The following is a 16,787-nucleotide window of genomic DNA, read 5'->3' as shown; positions in this document are numbered from 1 at the left end:
CTTAGGTCTTGTCTTCGCAAACCAAAACCTATGCAAGAGGGGGCGTTGCGTCGTTCAGGCTCGCGGAGATCACCCATCAAGGGGTCAGAAGAGCCACCGGCGTTCGAGCGCGCGACGCCCGAAGCACGTCACCGGCTTCTGATCGACGCCGCGGTTCCCCGGATGTCGCGGGATGCAGTACTGAGTCACCAATCGGCAGCTGTCGTATACGGATTACCCGTGTGGAGAACGCCACTCGATCGGGTGCACTTCACCAGAAATCGCCAGGGTGGCGGGCGTATCAAGAACCGTGTGGCGGTGCATTGCTCGTCACTGAACGACCACGTGGTGGAGGTCGACGGGTACCTCGTGACCACTCCGTCACGGACGGTCGTGGATCTCGGCCGTACGCTCCCATTCGAGCAGGCCGTTGTGACCGGAGACGCGGCCGTTCGGACCTTCGGTATCAGGCGCGACGAATTGGAATGCGAACTCGCATCTGCTCAGGGCCGAAAGGGTGTGAGTGCTGCCCGCCGTGTGGTGCACTTTCTCACCGGATACAGCGAAAGTGTCGGGGAATCCCGCAGTCGAGTGACGTTCGCGGCAATGGGGCTTCCCCTGCCATCCCAGCAGGGCGTGGTTCGGGGATACGACGACAGAATCCTCGGCCGCGTCGACTTCTACATCGAGAGCTCGGCGTTCCTGGGCGAATTCGACGGACGCGTGAAATACGCCCGGTTGCTGAAACCTGGTCGACAACCGGGCGACGCGGTGTTCGACGAGAAACGGCGCGAAGATGCGATGCGAGAGCTCGGCTTCCAGATGGTCCGATGGACATGGGAAGACCTGGGTGATCCTCTTCGGCTCGCTGCTCGCATCCGGCGGGTCCTCGCACGAGGAGGCGCATCGCTTCCTCCGTCGGGGAGGGTTGAGCCCTCGGCGCTGCCTGCGCCGCGGAAGCTGACGGTGCGCACTGTGTGAGCATCGAAAACGCACCCCTCCTCTGCAGACGCACCCGGAATAAGGTCCGAAAAGCGGTGCGTGTGCGGAGAAGGGGTGCGTCTGCGGAAACCAGAAGCGCTGGAAGCCGATCAGAACGCGGCTTCGTCGAGCTCCATGATGTCGTTGTCGATGTTCGCGATGATGCCGCGGATAGCGGTGAGCTCGGGGAGGACGTTCTTGGCGAAGAAGGACGCGATGGCGACCTTGCCCTCGTAGAACGCCTTGTCCTTGTCGGACGCACCTTCGTCGAGCGCCTTGATCGCGATCTCCGAGTGACGCAGCAGCTGCCAGCCGATCATCAGGTCACCGACGGCGAGGAGGAAACGCACGGAACCGAGTCCGACCTTGTACAGCTCGGACGGCTGCTCCTGCGCGCCCATGAGGTAGCCGGTGAGGGTGGCGGCCATGGTCTGGACGTCGTCGAGCGCGGTGGCGAGCAGGGCGCGCTCCGCCTTGAGGCGGCCGTTGCCTGCCTCGCTGTCGATGAACTTCTTGATCTCGCCGGAGACGTGGGCGAGTGCCACGCCGCGGTCGCGAGCGATCTTCCGGAAGAAGAAGTCCTGGGCCTGGATGGCGGTGGTGCCCTCGTACAGCGAGTCGATCTTGGCGTCGCGGATGTACTGCTCGATGGGGTAGTCCTGCAGGAAGCCGGAGCCACCGAAGGTCTGCAGGCTTTCGGTCAGGTACTGGTACGCCCGCTCGGAGCCGACACCCTTGACGATGGGCAGCAGCAGGTCGTTGACGCGGAACGCGAGGTCCTTGTCGGCACCGGAGACGAGCTTCGCGGTGGCCTCGTCCTGGTGTGCGGCGGTGTAGAGGTACACGGCGCGCAGGCCCTCGGAGTACGCCTTCTGCATGGCGAGGGCGCGCCGGACGTCGGGGTGATGCGTGATGGTGACGCGGGGGGCGGTCTTGTCCGTCATTTGCGTGAGGTCGGCGCCCTGGACGCGTTCCTTGGCGTAGTCGAGCGCGTTGAGGTAACCGGTCGACAGGGTGGCAATTGCCTTGGTGCCCACCATCATGCGGGCGTGCTCGATGACGTCGAACATCTGCGCGATGCCGTTGTGGACCTCGCCGACGAGCCAGCCCTGGGCCGGGACGCCGTGGCCGCCGAAGGTGACCTCACACGTGGCGGACACCTTGAGGCCCATCTTGTGCTCGACGTTGGTGACGAAGACGCCGTTGCGCTCACCGAACTCGTTGGTCTCGAAGTTGAAATGCGTCTTCGGGACGAAGAACAGGGACAGGCCCTTGGTGCCCGGTCCCGCGCCCTCGGGGCGGGCGAGAACGAGGTGGAAGATGTTTTCGAAGAGGTCGTCGGAGTCTGCGGAGGTGATGAACCGCTTGACGCCTTCGATGTGCCAGGAGCCGTCGTCCTGCTTGATCGCCTTGGTGCGGCCCGCGCCCACGTCGGATCCGGCGTCGGGCTCGGTGAGGACCATGGTGGCGCCCCAGCCGCGCTCGACGATGGTGGCGGCCCACTTCTTCTGCTCTTCGGTGCCGTTGTGGAACAGCACGTCCGCGAACGCGGGTCCGGCCTGGTACATGTGCGCGGCCGGCTGCGAGCCGAGGATCAGCTCTCCGATGGCCCAGACCACGGAGCGGGGGACGGGAACGCCGCCGATCTCTTCGGAGATGCCCATGCGGAACCACTCGGCGTCCCACAGTGCGCGGAAAGACTTCTTGAAGGACTCCGGCAGCGTGACGGTGTGGGTTTCGGGATCGAAGACCGGAGGGTTGCGGTCGGCGTCGGCGAACGCCTCACCCAGCGGTCCCTCGGCGAGGCGGGCAACTTCGCTGAGCATGTTGCGGACGGTGTCGGCGTCGAGATCGCCCCACACGCCTTCGCTCAGCGGCTGCTCGAGACCGAGGACCTCGAAGAGGTTGAACTCCAGGTCGCGGACGTTGCTCTTGTAATGGCCCATGTCTTCTGTCTCTCCCAGTGAGATGGTGCGGTCTATCAGTAAGTACCGCCCAAGTTATTACTCGTCGGTAACATCGCCGATATTACGCCCCAATATCCCGACTGCCAAGACTCGGGCGGTGCGCCACGACGAGTGCGTCGATCGCGGTTCCTGCATCCGTCTCGCGGAAGCGCCGTTCTGCAAGATCGATGGCGACGCGCCCATTCAGCTCCGTCGTCAAATCGTCTGGGGTGAACAGTATTTCGGGATCCTGCGGCCCCCCGACTCCTTGCGACAAGTTAACGGCGTCATGCCCCAGAATCATGAGGATTCCATCAGGTTTCAGCGCGGATATGGCGCGGTTCACAACCTTGCGACGCTCCGCAGGCGGCAGATGGAGGTAGATGACGAGGACGAGGTCGTACTCGGTGCCGAAGTCGGATTCGGTGACATCGGCAACGCGGTAGTCGAGCCGTTCGCGCACCGAGCGAGGGGCTTCGGCCGCCACTCGCCGGGCCTTGTCGATCGCGACAGCGGAGTAGTCGAGGCCCGTCACTTTCCACCCGCGGGTGGCGAGCCACAGCGCGTTGCGGCCCTCCCCACAGGCCAGGTCGAGCGCCCGACCCCGGTTGAGCGCGGTGACCTGCTCGACCACCACGGCGTTGGGTGGCGCACCCCACACCAGTTCGCTGTCTGCATACCGTTCGTCCCAGTCAGATGCGTCCATGGCCCCGACGCTAGTGCGCGTCGGGGCCATGGAGGAAAACGTGGAACGACTCGGGACTCAGGGAGTCAAGGTGGTGCGCATCAACAGCACGTTGTAGTTGCTGTGCACCGTGGTGAGGAAGTAGAGGTCGGGACCGGACGACCACGGGTGGATGTACGCGCCGTACGCGCTGGGGAGTTCCCGGGCGTCGACGAGGGTCTCGGGTCCGCTCCATGGTCCGGTGATCGAGGAGGAGCGGCGCATCACGACGGAGTTGTTGTGGTCGGTGGTCAGCATGAGGAACTGTCCGAGGTATTCGTTGTACGCAACGGACAACTCACCGACGCCTCCGGCGACGATCGGCTTGGCGACGTCCGGGTTCCCCTTGATCCACTTGCCGCCGTCGAAGTACTCGTAGGCGCCGAGGTCCATGATCTGGGCCTCGGGGACGCGAGCGACGTGGACGAGTCCGCCGCGGCCGGCCGGCGTGCCGTACTGGTAGACGAAGCCACCACCCTTGACGAATGAGCTCATCTGGAAGTTGGCGTTGCCGCCGACGTTCGGGCGCTGGGTTTCGGGTGCGACCGTCCAGTTCTCACCGTTGTCGTGCGAGTAGACGAGACCGGAATAGTTGGTTTCCCAGGTTCCCGCAGGACCCCAGTTCTTCACCGACATCATGCTCATCACCTGGGTGTTGCCCACGGCGACACCTGCGGTGGGGATGCGGCTGATCTCGACGAACGGGATCTTGGGACTGGGAACAAGTTCCTTGGACTGCCCGAAGATGTCGCGCGGGGAACTGTCGAAATTCATGCCGTCGGACAGGATGCCGTCGGAACTGCGGAACAGGGTGCTGCTACGCCACGCCCAGATGCTGCCCGACAGCAGGTTGGGCAGTCCGAGCCCGGCGGAGTCACCGAACGCCGTGAGGACCTGCCCTTGGCCGTTGTCCCACATGATGCCGAGGTCGGTGCCGAGGACGTTGGCGTCCTGGGTGCGGTTCGGGCTGAGCAGGCCGGTCTGCTGGGCGACGGCTTGGGTGCGGCCGGTGAGATGCGGGATACCGTTGGTGCCGTTGAGCCCTGGAATGGGGTTGACGACGTTCGGGTTTGCCGCGGCCGGTACGGCGAAGGCGATCAACGAGGCGGCGACGCTGGCGATGGACGCTGTGGCAAGGGCTGTGGTGCGCTTCACGAAGTGGTACTCCATCTCTAGCAGCAGGCGGCTTCCCCGGGTCCGTAAGACCCTTCCCCCTACCGGTGATCAACTGCTGGAAATCGAGGGAAGTCTAGCAAGTCGGGTCCCGCCGAAGTGTCGCTTCGAGTAGCGCGTTCGTTTCTGTCCGGACACGACGGACCGATGTTACCGACGAGTAACAGTAACCGGTGCTATCCGCTGGGGCGGTGCCGACGTAACGTGTGGAACGAGCAAGTCCACACCGCGCGGAGACGACGCGGGACCTGATGAGGAGATCGATCGATGGGAAAGCAGATTGCCACCCTGACCGGAGGTCGGCAGTCCGCCCTTCTCGGGCTCGGCGTGTACCGGCCGGAACGGGTCGTCACCAATGACGAGATCTGTGAGCTGATCGACTCGAATGACGAGTGGATCCAGTCCCGCTCCGGCATCCGCAATCGCCGCTTCGCCGCGGAGGACGAGAACGTGGTCACGATGTCGATCGCCGCGGGCCGCGAGGCGATCGCGGCGAGCGGTATCGCTCCCGAGCAGATCGGGTGTGTCATCGTCGCCACGTCGACGTACCTCCTGCTGACACCACCCGCCGCCGCGGTGGTCGCCGACGCGCTGGGGACCAACGGCCCGGGCGCTTTCGACCTCGGGGGCGGTTGCGCGGGATTCTGTACCGCCCTGGCCGTGGCGTCGGACATGGTCCGCGGCGGTTCCATCGACTACGCCCTGGTGGTGGGCGTCGAGAAGATGAGCATCACCACCGACCCCACCGACCGCTCGACCCGATTCATCTTCGGCGACGGTGCGGGCGCCGTCGTGGTCGGCAAGAGTGACGTCGCCGGTATCGGACCGGTGGAGTGGGGGTCGGACGGCTCGCAGGCCGACGCCATCGTGCAGGACCTGGATTGGTACGAATACATCACGACGCCGGGCGCCACCCGCCCGTACATCAAGATGGCCGGAACCGCGGTATTCCGCTGGGCCGCCTTCGAGATGGGCAAGGTGGCATTGCGTGCGGTCGAGAAGGCCGGCATGACCGTGGACGACCTCGATGCATTCGTCCCGCACCAGGCCAATTCGCGGATCACCGAGGTCATCGCTCGGAGCATGAAGCTGCCGGAGAGTGTTCCCGTCTCCGACGACATCGCCGAGAGCGGCAACACGTCGGCTGCGTCGGTGCCCCTGGCCATGGAGGCCATGCTGAAGTCCGGCGACACGAAGCCGGGCGACACTGCCCTGCTTCTCGCGTTCGGGGCCGGGCTGTCGTATGCCGCCCAGGTCGTGACGATGCCGGCCCTCCCGAAGAGCTGATCCTGTACCCGACCTCGGGGCCGCGGCGGACTCGTGGCTCCGAGGTTTTGGGCGTGGTCACTGCCGGCTTGTTCTGCGGGCGTGACACCCTCTGTCGCGAAGAGAAGGCAGGGGTCCGGGACGAGGAGGCATGATCGATGAACGTGACACGGCGGGGCGGCGGCATCCGCGTGCCGGTTCTGATCGCTTCCGTCTTCCTGACTGTCGGCGCCGCGTGCCTCACCGGTTGCGGAAACGTTGCGTCGGACGACCGCGCCGCGTCGTCATCCGGAGATTCGGCTGTCGAGCTGAACGCCGGTGGTGACTGTGCCGGCCGGGATGTCGTCGTCAACCGGGACGGGGCGAGCATCGTGCTCGACGGTGAATGCGGCACGGTCACGATCGAGGCCAACGGCGTGTCGGCCGACATCGGCAGCTCGGACGCGGTGCTGATCCGTGGCCAGGACACCAACGTGATCGGTGGCCGCACCGGCACTCTGACCGTCGCCGGGCGCACCAACAGTGCGAACATCGAGACGGTGGAGGCCATCGAGGTGCAGGGCAACGGTGTGACAGTAGTGGGTAAGCAGGCGGGGCGGATCTCGGTCGCCGGCAGTGGTAACTCGATCACCGTGGACGACTCGGGTGTGACAACGGTGAGTGGCAACGACAACTTCGTGCGCGCACAGGAGATGGACAGTCTGGAGCTGACCGGGTCGAACAACTCGGTGGACTGGGAGGCCGGTGCCGCCGCTCCGGTGTCCGACTCGGGCTCGGAGAACCGGCTCACCGCACCGGGGCAGTAGTCACCGCGCGCCGCACTCCGTGAGCACACCGGCCATGGCGTCGCGCTCGGCGGGGGTGACCCAGAGTCGGTATGCCGCTTTCACTTCCACCTGCCGGGCCACATAGGTGCATCGGTAGTTCTTCAATGGCGGCAGCCAGGTGGAGGCGTCCGCATCGCTCTTGCGTTGGTTCGTGGGACCGTCCACCGCCTGGAGGTTGCGCGGATCGTTCGCGAGGTCGGCCCGTGTCTGGGCGTCGAGGAGCTGGGCGCCCTTCTGCCACGCGTCGGACAGCGCGACCACGTGGTCGATCTGCACCGCGTCCGACGTCTTCGGGCCGCGGGTGAAGGCAATGACGCTGCCGGTGTACAGGTCTCGCAGTGTCCCGGACTGCACCACGCAGTTTCGGGTGCGATCCCGGGAGGTGATGTCGACGAGGTCGCGTCGCAGGATGTCGTTGCGGGTGTCGCAGCCGTTGCGGCCGAGTTCGACGGAGACGTTGTCGGTCCAGCTGCTGCCGAAGAGTTCCCGGTCGTATCCGGTCTTGGGGGCGCGGCCCTTGACTTCGAGGGTTGCCAACTGTGCGAACGCCGCTTGTATCTGCTGTGCGTCAGTGGCTTCCGGCAGGATGGGCGGCCCGGTGCCTGCGGCGAGGGTGTCGTCGGACTGCGGGGCCAGCATCGCTGCAAGCACGATGACGGCGATGGCGGCGAGGATCCAGGGCCACCTGCTTCTGACGGTCGAGATGATGGTGCGATGATTCGGTACCGCAGTGCGGGGCATGAATGTCTCCTGGATTCAACAGCGTTCGCTATTTCTATCAGGAGTGGCCCGCAGTGCCGGTGGCCGACCCGGGACTAACCAGCGGTGTGCAGCAGGGGAATCAGCAACTCGTCGTCGGTGAGAGCGCCGTGTTGACCGGGAAGGGCGGACAACCGCGACTCCTTCTTCCGCCGCACCACCGCGACACCGTCCAGTGCGATCGCCACGACGTCACCGATACGCCCGGCGATGTCGGATCGAACGGCGGGGCCGAACAGCCCGGCAGTGATCGCCTCGTCTCTCGTGCCGATCCACATACGAGGGCCGAGTGCTTGCCGCCACCGGGCTGCCACGTCGCCGGCGGCTCCGGTCCGGGTGTGCACGTGCCGGCACCGGGGCTCGCCGGCGAGTGCGATGACGTCGTCCGACAACCTCGAATCCGCATCGAAGTCCAGCTTGTCGACGTCGTCCACGGTGACCATGCCGTGATCGGCGGTGATGTACAGAGTGGGATGCCCGGGCACGGTCGCGAGGGCGCGGGCGAGATTTTCGACGAGTGCGTCGACGATGGCCACTTGCTGTGTCCACGACTCCGATCCCGGACCGTACACGTGTCCGAGAGTGTCGATTTCGCTCAGATAGCAGTAAGTGAGGGTGCGGTCGCCGGTACGGGAGGCGGTGATCACCTGCGCGATCAGATCACCGTACGCATGTATGCCGGTGAAGGTTCCACCGCGCAGCACCGCACGGGTGAGACCGGACCCGTCGAATTTTGCCGGTAGCACGTTGGCGCACCGAACTCCGTCTGCCGCAGCGCGTTCGAACACAGTGGGTGTCGGCAGGGCGACCTCGGGGACGAGGCGTGCGAGTTCGTCGCCTCGGCGTCCCGCCCGCCACGACAACCAATTCAGAGTGCCGGAAACCTCACGGACGTATGACTGGTACCCGGTGATGCCGTGACTGCCCGACGGTAATCCGGTGCCGAGGGAAGCGATGCTGGTTGCCGTCGTGGTGGGAAACCCGGCTCGAATCGGCCGGCCCGCGAGGCTGCACAGAAATGGCGCGCGGTCTCGATGCTGATTCAGTGCGTTCCAGCCCAACCCGTCGAGAAGCAGCACGACGGTGTGCCGGCTGTCCGGCAGCTCGAGGGGGTTTGCTTCACCCGCCACCCCGAGCGAGGCCAGAACGGACGGCATCAGGGTGGACAGGGTGGGCTGCGAGTACACGTCGAGCGCAGGCGCCGTAGTGGTCATGGGTCCACTATGCGGGAAGGACGGCGCCCGTCGTGATCACAACCGGTGACGAAGGTCGACGGGTTGCCCGTCGGAGGGGTACGGCAGGGAGGTGTAGTTGAGGGGCGCGCAATAGCCGGGATCGACGTGCCAATCGAAGCGCCGGAGCAGGTGATGCATGACCGTCTTGATCTCGGCGCCGGCGAAATGCATGCCGAGGCATTTGTGTACACCCCCGCCGAACGGCTCCCAGGCGTATCGGTGAATCTTGTCTTCCCGTCGCTCGGGTGCGAAACGTTCGGGATCGAACTTCTCCGGATCGGGCCAGTATTCGGCCATGTGGTGGGTGTAGTGCACGACCACCGACACGTACGAGCCACGCGGAATGTAGCGACCCAGCACCTCGGTGTCCTTGACCGCCCGCCGGGACACCACCGGGACCGGCGGCACCAGCCGCATGCACTCCTTCATGACGAGGTCGAGGTCGGTGAGCTCGTCGAGTTCGTCGTAACTCGGTGTCGAGGTTCCGAGCGCCGCCGACTGCCGACGGCATCGCTCCTGCCATTCTGGATGCTGACCCAGGTATTGCATCATCGTCGACAGCGTGATGGTGGACGTGTCGTGCGCAGCCATCAGTAGGAAGATCATGTGGTTGATGACGTCGTCGTCGCTGAACCGTTCTCCGTCTTCGGATTCGATGTGGCACAGCGTCGTGAACAGGTCGTCGCCCGTGCCGGCCCTGCGGGCGGGCAGGTATCGGCGGAAGAACTTCTCGAGGCGGGCTCGCCCGTCGATTCCACGCTTCCAGCGAGTGCCCGGCAACGGGAAGCGAACCACGGAGGTGGCAGCCTGGACGCAATCGATGAAGGCCTTGTTGACCTCGACCATCTCCTGGTGCGACGACCCCTCGGCGCCGCCCATGAAGATGCTCGTGGCCAGATCCAGCGTCAGTTCCTTCAACGCCGGGTACGCGGCGAAGCCTGCCCGCGGGTGCCAACCGTCCAGCGCGCCCTCGACGGCGGGGTGCAGTGCCTCGGTGTAGCGGGACAGCCGTTCGCGAGTGAACGCCTGCTGCAGTATTCGACGATGAGCGAGGTGTTCGTCGCCGTCGAGAAGCATGAGGCCGCGGTGGAAGAACGGGCCGATGAGCACGCTCCAGCCGTCACCGTTGGCGAACGCGCGGTCCTTGTTCTGCAACACCGTCTGGCAGCCGTCCGGTCCCATGACGGTGACCCACCGCTTGCCTGCCATGCTCAGCCACGACACGGGCCCGTACCGCTCCCAGCGGCTTTCGAGCAGTCCCATGGGGTCGCGGATGTAGTCGAGTCCCAGTCCGATGATGGGAAGTCCGGCGTTACCGGCTATGGGACTCAGGGTGCTGTCGGGAGGTGGGGGAGCAAGAAGCTTGGGCATCGGCTCTCCTCGTCGAGGATGTGACAGGACGCTCTGTCAGTTGTCTGTAGTGTGCGTCACACCGGACGGTCTGTCAACATCGAGGAATGACTCAGCCGGCGCGGCAGTACCGCGGCAGAAGTTCGCAGGAGCGGGCCGCAGATCGCCGTGCACGACTGCTGGAAGCGGGGTTGCAGGTCTTCGGGACGGTCGGTGACAAGGCGACCATGACCGCGATCTGTGCAGAGGCAAAACTGACCGAACGATATTTCTACGAGAGCTTCCGCAGTCGCGACGATCTGCTGGTACAGGTCATCGAGGGGATCGCCGAGGAGGTGCGGGAGGCGGCGCACGCCACCCTGCAGACGGTCACCGGAGATCCCGAAGTGCGCGCGCGAGCGGCGATCGCGACGTTCGTGGAGATTCTCACGGAGGATCCGCGGAAGGGGAGGGTGTCGATCATCGAATCGGCGGGTGCCGAACCGCTGCGCACACGACGCCGTCAGTTGCTGCGCGCGTTCGCGTCGATGGTTGCAGAAGAGTCCAAGGCGCTCTACGGGGACCGCGCGTGGTCGTCGCCGCAGGACGAGATCACCGCCCTGCTGTTCGTCGGTGGGCTGTCGGAGTTGATCACCGCGTGGTTGAACGGCGAGATCGAGGTGTCGCCGGAACAGATCGTCGACGCGGCGACCTACCAGTTCACGTCCACCGCCCACCGCTGACCGGGACCTGGTCGAAATCGTGACCGGGGTCACGTGCGAAGCTGTGCGCATGGTCGATATCGCACGCCCGCAGTTGGAGGGCACCGTAGCCGTACGCGAGGGACGACGGATCGGTTTCGCCGAGTTCGGAGCCGCCCAGGGTCGTGCGGTCATCTGGCTGCACGGCACCCCGGGCGCGCGCCGTCAGGTCCCGACAGAGGCTCGGGCGTTCGCCGAGAAGCACCATCTGCGGCTGATCGGCATCGACCGGCCGGGTGTCGGTTCGTCGACGTCCTTCCGGTACGAATCGGTGCTCGACTTCTCCGAGGACCTGGGTATCGTCGCCGACACCCTGGGGATCGACCAGATGGCCATCGTGGGGCTGTCGGGTGGTGGCCCATACACGCTGGGCGCGGCATACGCGATGCCCGACCGCGTGGTCGCTGTCGGCATTCTCGGTGGAGTCGCGCCCACGCAGGGGCCCGACGCCATCCGCAGCGGGCTCATGGACCTCGCGGTGCTGGCAGCGCCGGCGTTGGCGGCCGGCGGCATCCCCATCGGGCTGGTGGCCAGTTCCGTCATTCGCTTGGCCAGGCCGTTCGCCTCCCCGATCATCGACCTGTACGGGCGGCTGTCGCCCGAGGGGGACCGGCGCCTCCTGGCCCGCCCGGAGTTCAAGGCGATGTTCCTCGACGACCTGCTCAACGGTGGCCGCAAGCAGCTCAGTGCACCCTTCGCCGACCTGGTGCTGTTCGCGCGGGACTGGGGGTTCCGGGTGAACGAGGTGAAGACTCCGGTCCGCTGGTGGCACGGCGACTGCGACCACATCATCCCGCACCGGCACGGCGAGCACATGGTGTCGATGTTGCCGGATGCCGAGTTTCACACGATGCGCGGCGAGAGTCACCTCGGTGGGCTGGGCATGGCCGAGGAGATCCTCACGTCGCTGCTCGACATCTGGGACGCGCGCGACGCGAACTCGTCCGCGCCGTAGCGGTTACGACGGCATTCCCATGATCTGGAAGGAAGCGCCCAGCGGATCGGCCACCGACGCCAGCCTGCCGAACGGGCTGTCCTCCGGTTCGCGCTGAACGCTTCCGCCCAGCTCGGTCACCCGGGCCACCGCGGCGTCCGCGTCGTCGACACCGAGGTAGAACTGCCAGAACGACGGCACGCCCTCGGGAAGGAACGCGTCGGCATCCATGATGCCCGCCACCATCCGGTCGCCGATCTTCGCCTGGGAATAGCGGAATTCGGCTGAGTCGCCCATGGATTCGTAGGACCAGCCGAACACGTCCGCATAGAACGGAAGCACGGCCGCATAGTTGCGGGAGAGCGTTTCGTGCCAGACGGGGGCTCCCGGTTCGTCGACGAGTCCGAAGCCGCTGTGCTGATTTGCCTGCCAGACCCCGATGACCGCGCCGGCGGGATCGGCGAGGATGGCCATGGAGCCCTGGTCGCCGACGACCATGGGCGGCATCATCACCCGGCCGCCCGCGTCTGCCGCTTTCGCGGCGGTGGCCTGGGCGTCCTCGGACGCGATGTAGTTGGTCCAGATGTTGCCGTAGGGATTGCCGGGCTGCTGCGGACCCAGGCCGGCTATCGGTGAGCCGTTCTTACCGAAGATCGTGTAACCACCATATTCGGGATCTTCATCGGTGTCGGCGGTCCACCCGAACAGGTCGGTGTAGAACGGAATGACCTGTGCAGGGTCGGAACTGGTGAGGTCGATCCAACAGGGTGCGCCGGTGAGGGACTGGCGATCGGGCATCTCGGACTCCTGGAACGTCGGTGGTGGTGGACGCGGCAGTGCTGTGGTGAGACAGGTCTGCAGGAAGTGGTGCCGGTACTGAACATACGCGTCCGATCGACTCTGCGCCTTCGTGCGCTGTGCAAGACTCGGCGCATGGCTGTGAGCGAGAACCAGGACAACCCGGGCCGGGCCCGCCAGAACGTGATCTACCGTGACGGTGTTCTGGGACGCACACCCACTGTCCCGACGGACTTCGCGACGCTCGAACGCCGTGCCCGCAGGAAGATGAGTCCCAAGGCCTGGGCGTACGTTCACGGCGGCGCCGGGCTGGGCCGGACCATGCAGGCCAATCGTGAGGCGTTCGACTCATGGCAGATCGTTCCGCGCGTGCTGCGTGACGTCTCCCGCCGCGACATCGGCGTCGAACTGTTCGGACGACGGCTACCCGCACCGGTCCTGCTGGCACCGGTGGGCGCCGCGGAACTGGCGCACCCCGAGGGTGACGTCGCGATCGCGGCGGCGGCCGCCGAACTGGGTGTCCCGTACATCTTCTCGAACCAGGGCTGCGCGCCCATGGAAGACAGCGCCGCGGTGATGGGTGACGCGCCCCGCTGGTTCCAGTTGTACTGGAGCACCGACGACGAGTTGGTCGACAGCCTTCTGCACCGTGCCGAGAAGATCGGGGCGGATGCTGTGGTGGTCACCCTGGACACGACGATGCTCGGCTGGCGGCCGGAGGACCTCAATCTCGGTTCGCTTCCGTTCGCGCAGGGGCAGGGCATCGCGCAGTACACCTCGGATCCCGTATTCCGCCGCATCGTGCGCGATCGAATCGCGGCGGCAGTGGCCAAGCCCGACGTCGAGGTGACACTCGGCGCGATCCGATCCCTCGTGTCGATGACACGGCGATTCCCGGGCCGGTTCCTCGACAATCTCCGGTCACCGGAGCCCCGCGCGGCTGTCGAGACCTTCCTCGACATCTACTCTCGGCCGTCGTTGAGCTGGTGCGACATCGAGACGCTGCGCGAGCGGACAAGCCTTCCTGTCCTCCTCAAGGGTGTGCTTCATCCGGACGACGCCCGGCGCGCTCTCGACACGGGTGTCGACGGCATCGTGGTGTCCAATCACGGTGGGCGGCAGGTGGACGGCAGCGTCTCGGCACTCGACGCCCTGGCAGACATCGCGCCTGTTGTGGACGGCAGGATGACGGTGCTTCTCGACAGCGGTATCCGTACGGGGGCCGACGTCTTCAAGTCGTTGGCTCTGGGGGCGGACGCGGTCACTCTGGGCCGGCCACACCTCTATGGTTTGGCCCTCGCTGGACGGGAAGGCGTCCGCGACGCCACCGCGAACGTGATCGCCGAATTCGACCTCACGATGGGGCTGAGCGGGCTGACCTCGATCGGTGAGATCAATCGGGACGCCCTACGGAGGGCGTAGGCCTCAGAGTTCGGCGATGGTGATGATGTCGTCCTGAAGCGCCCGGACCAGCAACGCCGTCTTGGTGGTCGCGTCACGCCCCACCAGCGCGTACTTCTCGCGGATGCGGCTCAGGTGCGTGTTGACGGTGCCGAGAGCGATGTGCAGGTCACCGGCTACGGCGAGCTTGGAATCGCTGCGCAGCCAGTGGCGCAGGACTTCCACCTCACGTGCTGACAGAGCAGGCCTGGTGAGCGCGGCGGGGGCCGTCGGGGGAGAGGGGGTGCCGACTTCGTCGGGGGCAGCGGTCATGCCGATCTCATCTTTCTGACATGTACAACAGATCTACAGGTACCCGACGTCCCTGCAGGCCACTTCACGATAACGGGTGCCGTCGACGCGTGCCTCGTCAGGCTCGGCTCGCAGGCGTATTTCGGGTCAGTTCTCGCAGCCGACGCCGTCCCCGTCACGATCGAGGTGTGACGCATAGCCGGGGTCACCCGCGCGCACCGGCGCAGCACCCGCGGCCCGGGCCGCCGAGCAGTTCTTGTAATACACCGCGCTGGGCGGTGCGGGTTCGGCGAAGGGGACAGGCGCTGGAGCCGGCACAGGGGCAGGGGCTGGCGCAGGGGCGGGTGCGGGGGCTGGCACAGGCGCTGGAGTCGGCGCAACCACGGGTGAGGTGCCGCCGCAATCCTGGAGGACCCGCGCTATCGCGTCGCGCTCCGCCTGGGTGACCCACAGCCCGTAGGCCGCTTTGACTTCCACCTGGTCGGCCACATACGTGCAGCGGAAACCTCGGTTCGGCGGCAGCCACGTCGCGGCGTCACCATCGGACTTCTGCTGGTTGGTGGGGCCGTCGACCGCCCTGAGGTTCCGGGGGTCGTTCGCGAAGTTGCGACGCGTGGCGGTGTCGAGCTGCTGGGCGCCCTTCTGCCACGCGTCGGACAGCGCGACGACGTGGTCGATCTGCACGGCGCTCGAGGTGGTCTCGCCGCGCACGAAGAAGAGGGTGTTCCCGGTGTACGGGTCGTGCAAGGTCCCGCTCTGCACCGCACAGTCACGGGATCCGGGCTTGAACACGATGTTCCGAAGGTCGCGCCGGAGGATGTCGTTGCGTGTGTCGCAACCGTTGTGGCCGCCCTCCACCGTCACGTCGTCCGTCCACGACTGGCCGAAGAGTTCACGGTCGTAACCCGTTTTCGGGGCGCGGCCCTTGATCGCCAGGGTGTCGAGCAGGCGAAGTGCATCGCTTGCTCGTGTCCCGTCGACCATTCGGGGTTCGACGGCGGACAGACCAGGATCCGATGGCAGCGCCGCCTGCGGGGAGGCCGGTGCCGGTGCAGTCGTGGTCGGCGACGCTACCGAAGTTTCGGAGGCGGATACCGCCGCGGCGCCGGCCGAGTGGTCGTCCTCGGTGGGGCTGAGGAACGTGATTGCGGCGATCACCGCGACGAGCGCGCCGGTGATCCAAGGCCACTTCCGCCGGGTGGCGGATACGGGTGGCGGAACGTGAGTCATGCGGTCCTTCGGAGATATTGGAAGTCCGAGGGATATCGTGGCGCGGGGCTTCTCTGTTACGCCGGTGTGCCGCTTCCGGCACTCGTGCGCGGGTTCTGGGATGTGTGCGTTGGCGTCCCCTCGGGCACACTGGGATCATGAGCGACGGGCCCCGGGCACTTCCAGGGAGTGACGTCACCGACGACCTCGAGATCACTCGATCGCTGATCGTTCCTGCCGCAGAGTTGCAGTGGCGGTTCTCTCGCTCGGGCGGTCCCGGTGGGCAGGGCGTCAATACGACGGATTCGCGGGTGGAGCTGTCGATCGACGTGCGCGCGTTGTCGATTCTCACGGCGGGACAGTACGAGCGGTTGCAGGTCGGTCTGGGACACCGACTCGTCGACGGGGTGGTGACAGTGACTGCCTCCGACACCCGGTCTCAGTTGCGAAACCGCCGAGCGGCACGGGCCCGGATGTCGGCCCTGTTGCGGGCGGCGCTCTTGGCCGAACCCCGCCGGCGGCGTCCGACAACCGCGACCAAGGGCTCCCATCGGCGCAGGCTCGAAGCGAAGAAGCAACGCGGACACGTGAAGAACCTGCGACGCAAGCCCGAGTTATAGGGACTTCTACGCATCTCGAGATGGGGACAATCCCTGATGTGTCCTCGTCGGACGTGTCGGAGGATGGACGTATGTTCGGTGACGATGTGCGTTCCGCGGCAACTGCCGCTACATCAGGGGATCGTGCCGGCGTCGAACGGTTGACCACGCTGCTGTGGCCGTACGTGGTGCGGTACTGCCGTGCCAGGTTGGGGAATGGTCGTGAGGCATCGCGTCGGGTCGGTGAGGTGGCGCAGGAGGCGTTGCTCGTCGTCGCCCGCGACGTATCTTCGCTTGCTTCTCACGAGTTTCCGGTGCGCGAGGTGTATCGACGGATGGCCCGGACGGTGAACCGTGCCCGCGCCGACGCCGAATTCGGCATTGTCGACGCACCTCGGGAGGTATCGCAGCTCCTGCAGCGCCTACACCCCGTTGCTCGGGAGATCATGCTGCTGAGAGTGATCGACGGACTTTCCGTTCACGACACGGCGGGGGTCGTCGGCGTCCCGGTGGGCCGGGTACTCGTCGTTCAGCACGAGGCTCTCCGGGATCTGCGCGGGGCGACTGTGTGAGTG

The 16,787-nt window shown here is 66.0% G+C and carries 17 protein-coding genes; 8 read left to right on the top strand and 9 right to left on the bottom strand.

Annotated features, from left to right (window positions below):
- Positions 1 to 219 precede the first annotated feature (219 nt).
- Entirely contained in the window at positions 220 to 960 is a 741-nt protein-coding gene (locus tag ACH49N_RS21030; protein ID WP_358274421.1) for a hypothetical protein, read from the top strand.
- 110 nt (positions 961 to 1,070) lie between these two features.
- Here ACH49N_RS21030 and ACH49N_RS21025 read toward each other — a convergent pair whose 3' ends face one another.
- The 3 genes from ACH49N_RS21025 to ACH49N_RS21015 all read right to left on the bottom strand — a co-directional run bounded on the left by ACH49N_RS21025 (position 1,071) and on the right by ACH49N_RS21015 (position 4,785).
- The gene (locus tag ACH49N_RS21025) at positions 1,071 to 2,906 is read right to left on the bottom strand and encodes an acyl-CoA dehydrogenase (protein WP_159924157.1); all 1,836 of its coding nucleotides are present in this window, start codon (positions 2,904 to 2,906) and stop codon (positions 1,071 to 1,073) included.
- 82 nt (positions 2,907 to 2,988) lie between these two features.
- The gene (locus ACH49N_RS21020; protein WP_358274419.1) at positions 2,989 to 3,612 is read right to left on the bottom strand and encodes a class I SAM-dependent methyltransferase; all 624 of its coding nucleotides are present in this window, start codon (positions 3,610 to 3,612) and stop codon (positions 2,989 to 2,991) included.
- 57 nt (positions 3,613 to 3,669) lie between these two features.
- Entirely contained in the window at positions 3,670 to 4,785 is a 1,116-nt protein-coding gene (locus ACH49N_RS21015) for a DUF4185 domain-containing protein (RefSeq protein WP_159924161.1), read from the bottom strand.
- Between the two features lie 285 nt (positions 4,786 to 5,070).
- Here ACH49N_RS21015 and ACH49N_RS21010 point away from each other — a divergent pair, with 285 nt between their 5' ends.
- Both ACH49N_RS21010 and ACH49N_RS21005 read left to right on the top strand, forming a co-directional pair.
- A complete protein-coding gene (locus ACH49N_RS21010; protein WP_109333248.1) occupies positions 5,071 to 6,090 on the top strand; it encodes a beta-ketoacyl-ACP synthase III in 1,020 nt (339 codons plus the stop codon).
- A gap of 137 nt (positions 6,091 to 6,227) precedes the next feature.
- Positions 6,228 to 6,875 (top strand): DUF3060 domain-containing protein, encoded by a 648-nt coding sequence (locus ACH49N_RS21005; RefSeq protein WP_358274417.1) that lies wholly within the window; start codon positions 6,228 to 6,230, stop codon positions 6,873 to 6,875.
- Here the strand turns inward: ACH49N_RS21005 and ACH49N_RS21000 are convergent, their stop codons facing one another.
- The 3 genes from ACH49N_RS21000 to ACH49N_RS20990 all read right to left on the bottom strand — a co-directional run bounded on the left by ACH49N_RS21000 (position 6,876) and on the right by ACH49N_RS20990 (position 10,261).
- Positions 6,876 to 7,637 (bottom strand): HNH endonuclease family protein, encoded by a 762-nt coding sequence (locus ACH49N_RS21000; RefSeq protein WP_317768514.1) that lies wholly within the window; start codon positions 7,635 to 7,637, stop codon positions 6,876 to 6,878.
- 74 nt (positions 7,638 to 7,711) lie between these two features.
- Positions 7,712 to 8,869: a nucleotide pyrophosphatase/phosphodiesterase family protein gene (locus tag ACH49N_RS20995; RefSeq protein ID WP_358274415.1), complete on the bottom strand. Its 1,158-nt coding sequence runs from the start codon at positions 8,867 to 8,869 to the stop codon at positions 7,712 to 7,714.
- Between the two features lie 36 nt (positions 8,870 to 8,905).
- Positions 8,906 to 10,261, bottom strand: a complete 1,356-nt coding sequence (locus tag ACH49N_RS20990; RefSeq protein ID WP_358274414.1) for a cytochrome P450 — start codon at positions 10,259 to 10,261, stop codon at positions 8,906 to 8,908.
- A gap of 86 nt (positions 10,262 to 10,347) precedes the next feature.
- Here ACH49N_RS20990 and ACH49N_RS20985 point away from each other — a divergent pair, with 86 nt between their 5' ends.
- Together ACH49N_RS20985 and ACH49N_RS20980 are read left to right on the top strand one after the other, a co-directional pair.
- Positions 10,348 to 10,962, top strand: a complete 615-nt coding sequence (locus ACH49N_RS20985; RefSeq protein ID WP_159924169.1) for a TetR/AcrR family transcriptional regulator — start codon at positions 10,348 to 10,350, stop codon at positions 10,960 to 10,962.
- A 49-nt stretch (positions 10,963 to 11,011) separates the two neighbouring features.
- Entirely contained in the window at positions 11,012 to 11,935 is a 924-nt protein-coding gene (locus tag ACH49N_RS20980) for an alpha/beta fold hydrolase (RefSeq protein ID WP_159924171.1), read from the top strand.
- A gap of 3 nt (positions 11,936 to 11,938) precedes the next feature.
- Here ACH49N_RS20980 and ACH49N_RS20975 read toward each other — a convergent pair whose 3' ends face one another.
- On the bottom strand, positions 11,939 to 12,712 hold the full coding sequence (locus ACH49N_RS20975; protein ID WP_358274412.1) for a VOC family protein: 774 nt from the start codon (positions 12,710 to 12,712) through the stop codon (positions 11,939 to 11,941).
- 135 nt (positions 12,713 to 12,847) lie between these two features.
- On the opposite strand from ACH49N_RS20975, the gene ACH49N_RS20970 reads away from it, so the two are divergent.
- Entirely contained in the window at positions 12,848 to 14,134 is a 1,287-nt protein-coding gene (locus tag ACH49N_RS20970; RefSeq protein ID WP_358274410.1) for a lactate 2-monooxygenase, read from the top strand.
- A 3-nt stretch (positions 14,135 to 14,137) separates the two neighbouring features.
- Here the strand turns inward: ACH49N_RS20970 and ACH49N_RS20965 are convergent, their stop codons facing one another.
- Together ACH49N_RS20965 and ACH49N_RS20960 are read right to left on the bottom strand one after the other, a co-directional pair.
- Positions 14,138 to 14,425 (bottom strand): LuxR C-terminal-related transcriptional regulator, encoded by a 288-nt coding sequence (locus tag ACH49N_RS20965; protein WP_201453408.1) that lies wholly within the window; start codon positions 14,423 to 14,425, stop codon positions 14,138 to 14,140.
- 126 nt (positions 14,426 to 14,551) lie between these two features.
- Positions 14,552 to 15,634, bottom strand: a complete 1,083-nt coding sequence (locus tag ACH49N_RS20960) for a DUF1524 domain-containing protein (protein WP_358274408.1) — start codon at positions 15,632 to 15,634, stop codon at positions 14,552 to 14,554.
- Between the two features lie 137 nt (positions 15,635 to 15,771).
- On the opposite strand from ACH49N_RS20960, the gene arfB reads away from it, so the two are divergent.
- Positions 15,772 to 16,233, top strand: coding sequence for an alternative ribosome rescue aminoacyl-tRNA hydrolase ArfB (gene arfB / locus ACH49N_RS20955; RefSeq protein ID WP_159924175.1), 462 nt, complete (start codon positions 15,772 to 15,774; stop codon positions 16,231 to 16,233).
- A 20-nt stretch (positions 16,234 to 16,253) separates the two neighbouring features.
- Positions 16,254 to 16,784 (top strand): sigma factor-like helix-turn-helix DNA-binding protein, encoded by a 531-nt coding sequence (locus tag ACH49N_RS20950; RefSeq protein WP_358274406.1) that lies wholly within the window; start codon positions 16,254 to 16,256, stop codon positions 16,782 to 16,784.
- Positions 16,785 to 16,787 lie beyond the last annotated feature (3 nt).

Origin of the sequence: Rhodococcus sp. NPDC019647, from assembly GCF_044389235.1 — a bacterium.
In the GTDB taxonomy this organism is placed as follows: Bacteria; Actinomycetota; Actinomycetes; order Mycobacteriales; family Mycobacteriaceae; genus Rhodococcus_F; species Rhodococcus_F oxybenzonivorans.
Note: the sequence above shows the minus strand (reverse complement) of the source record. Positions and strands in the feature narration are given on the sequence as shown.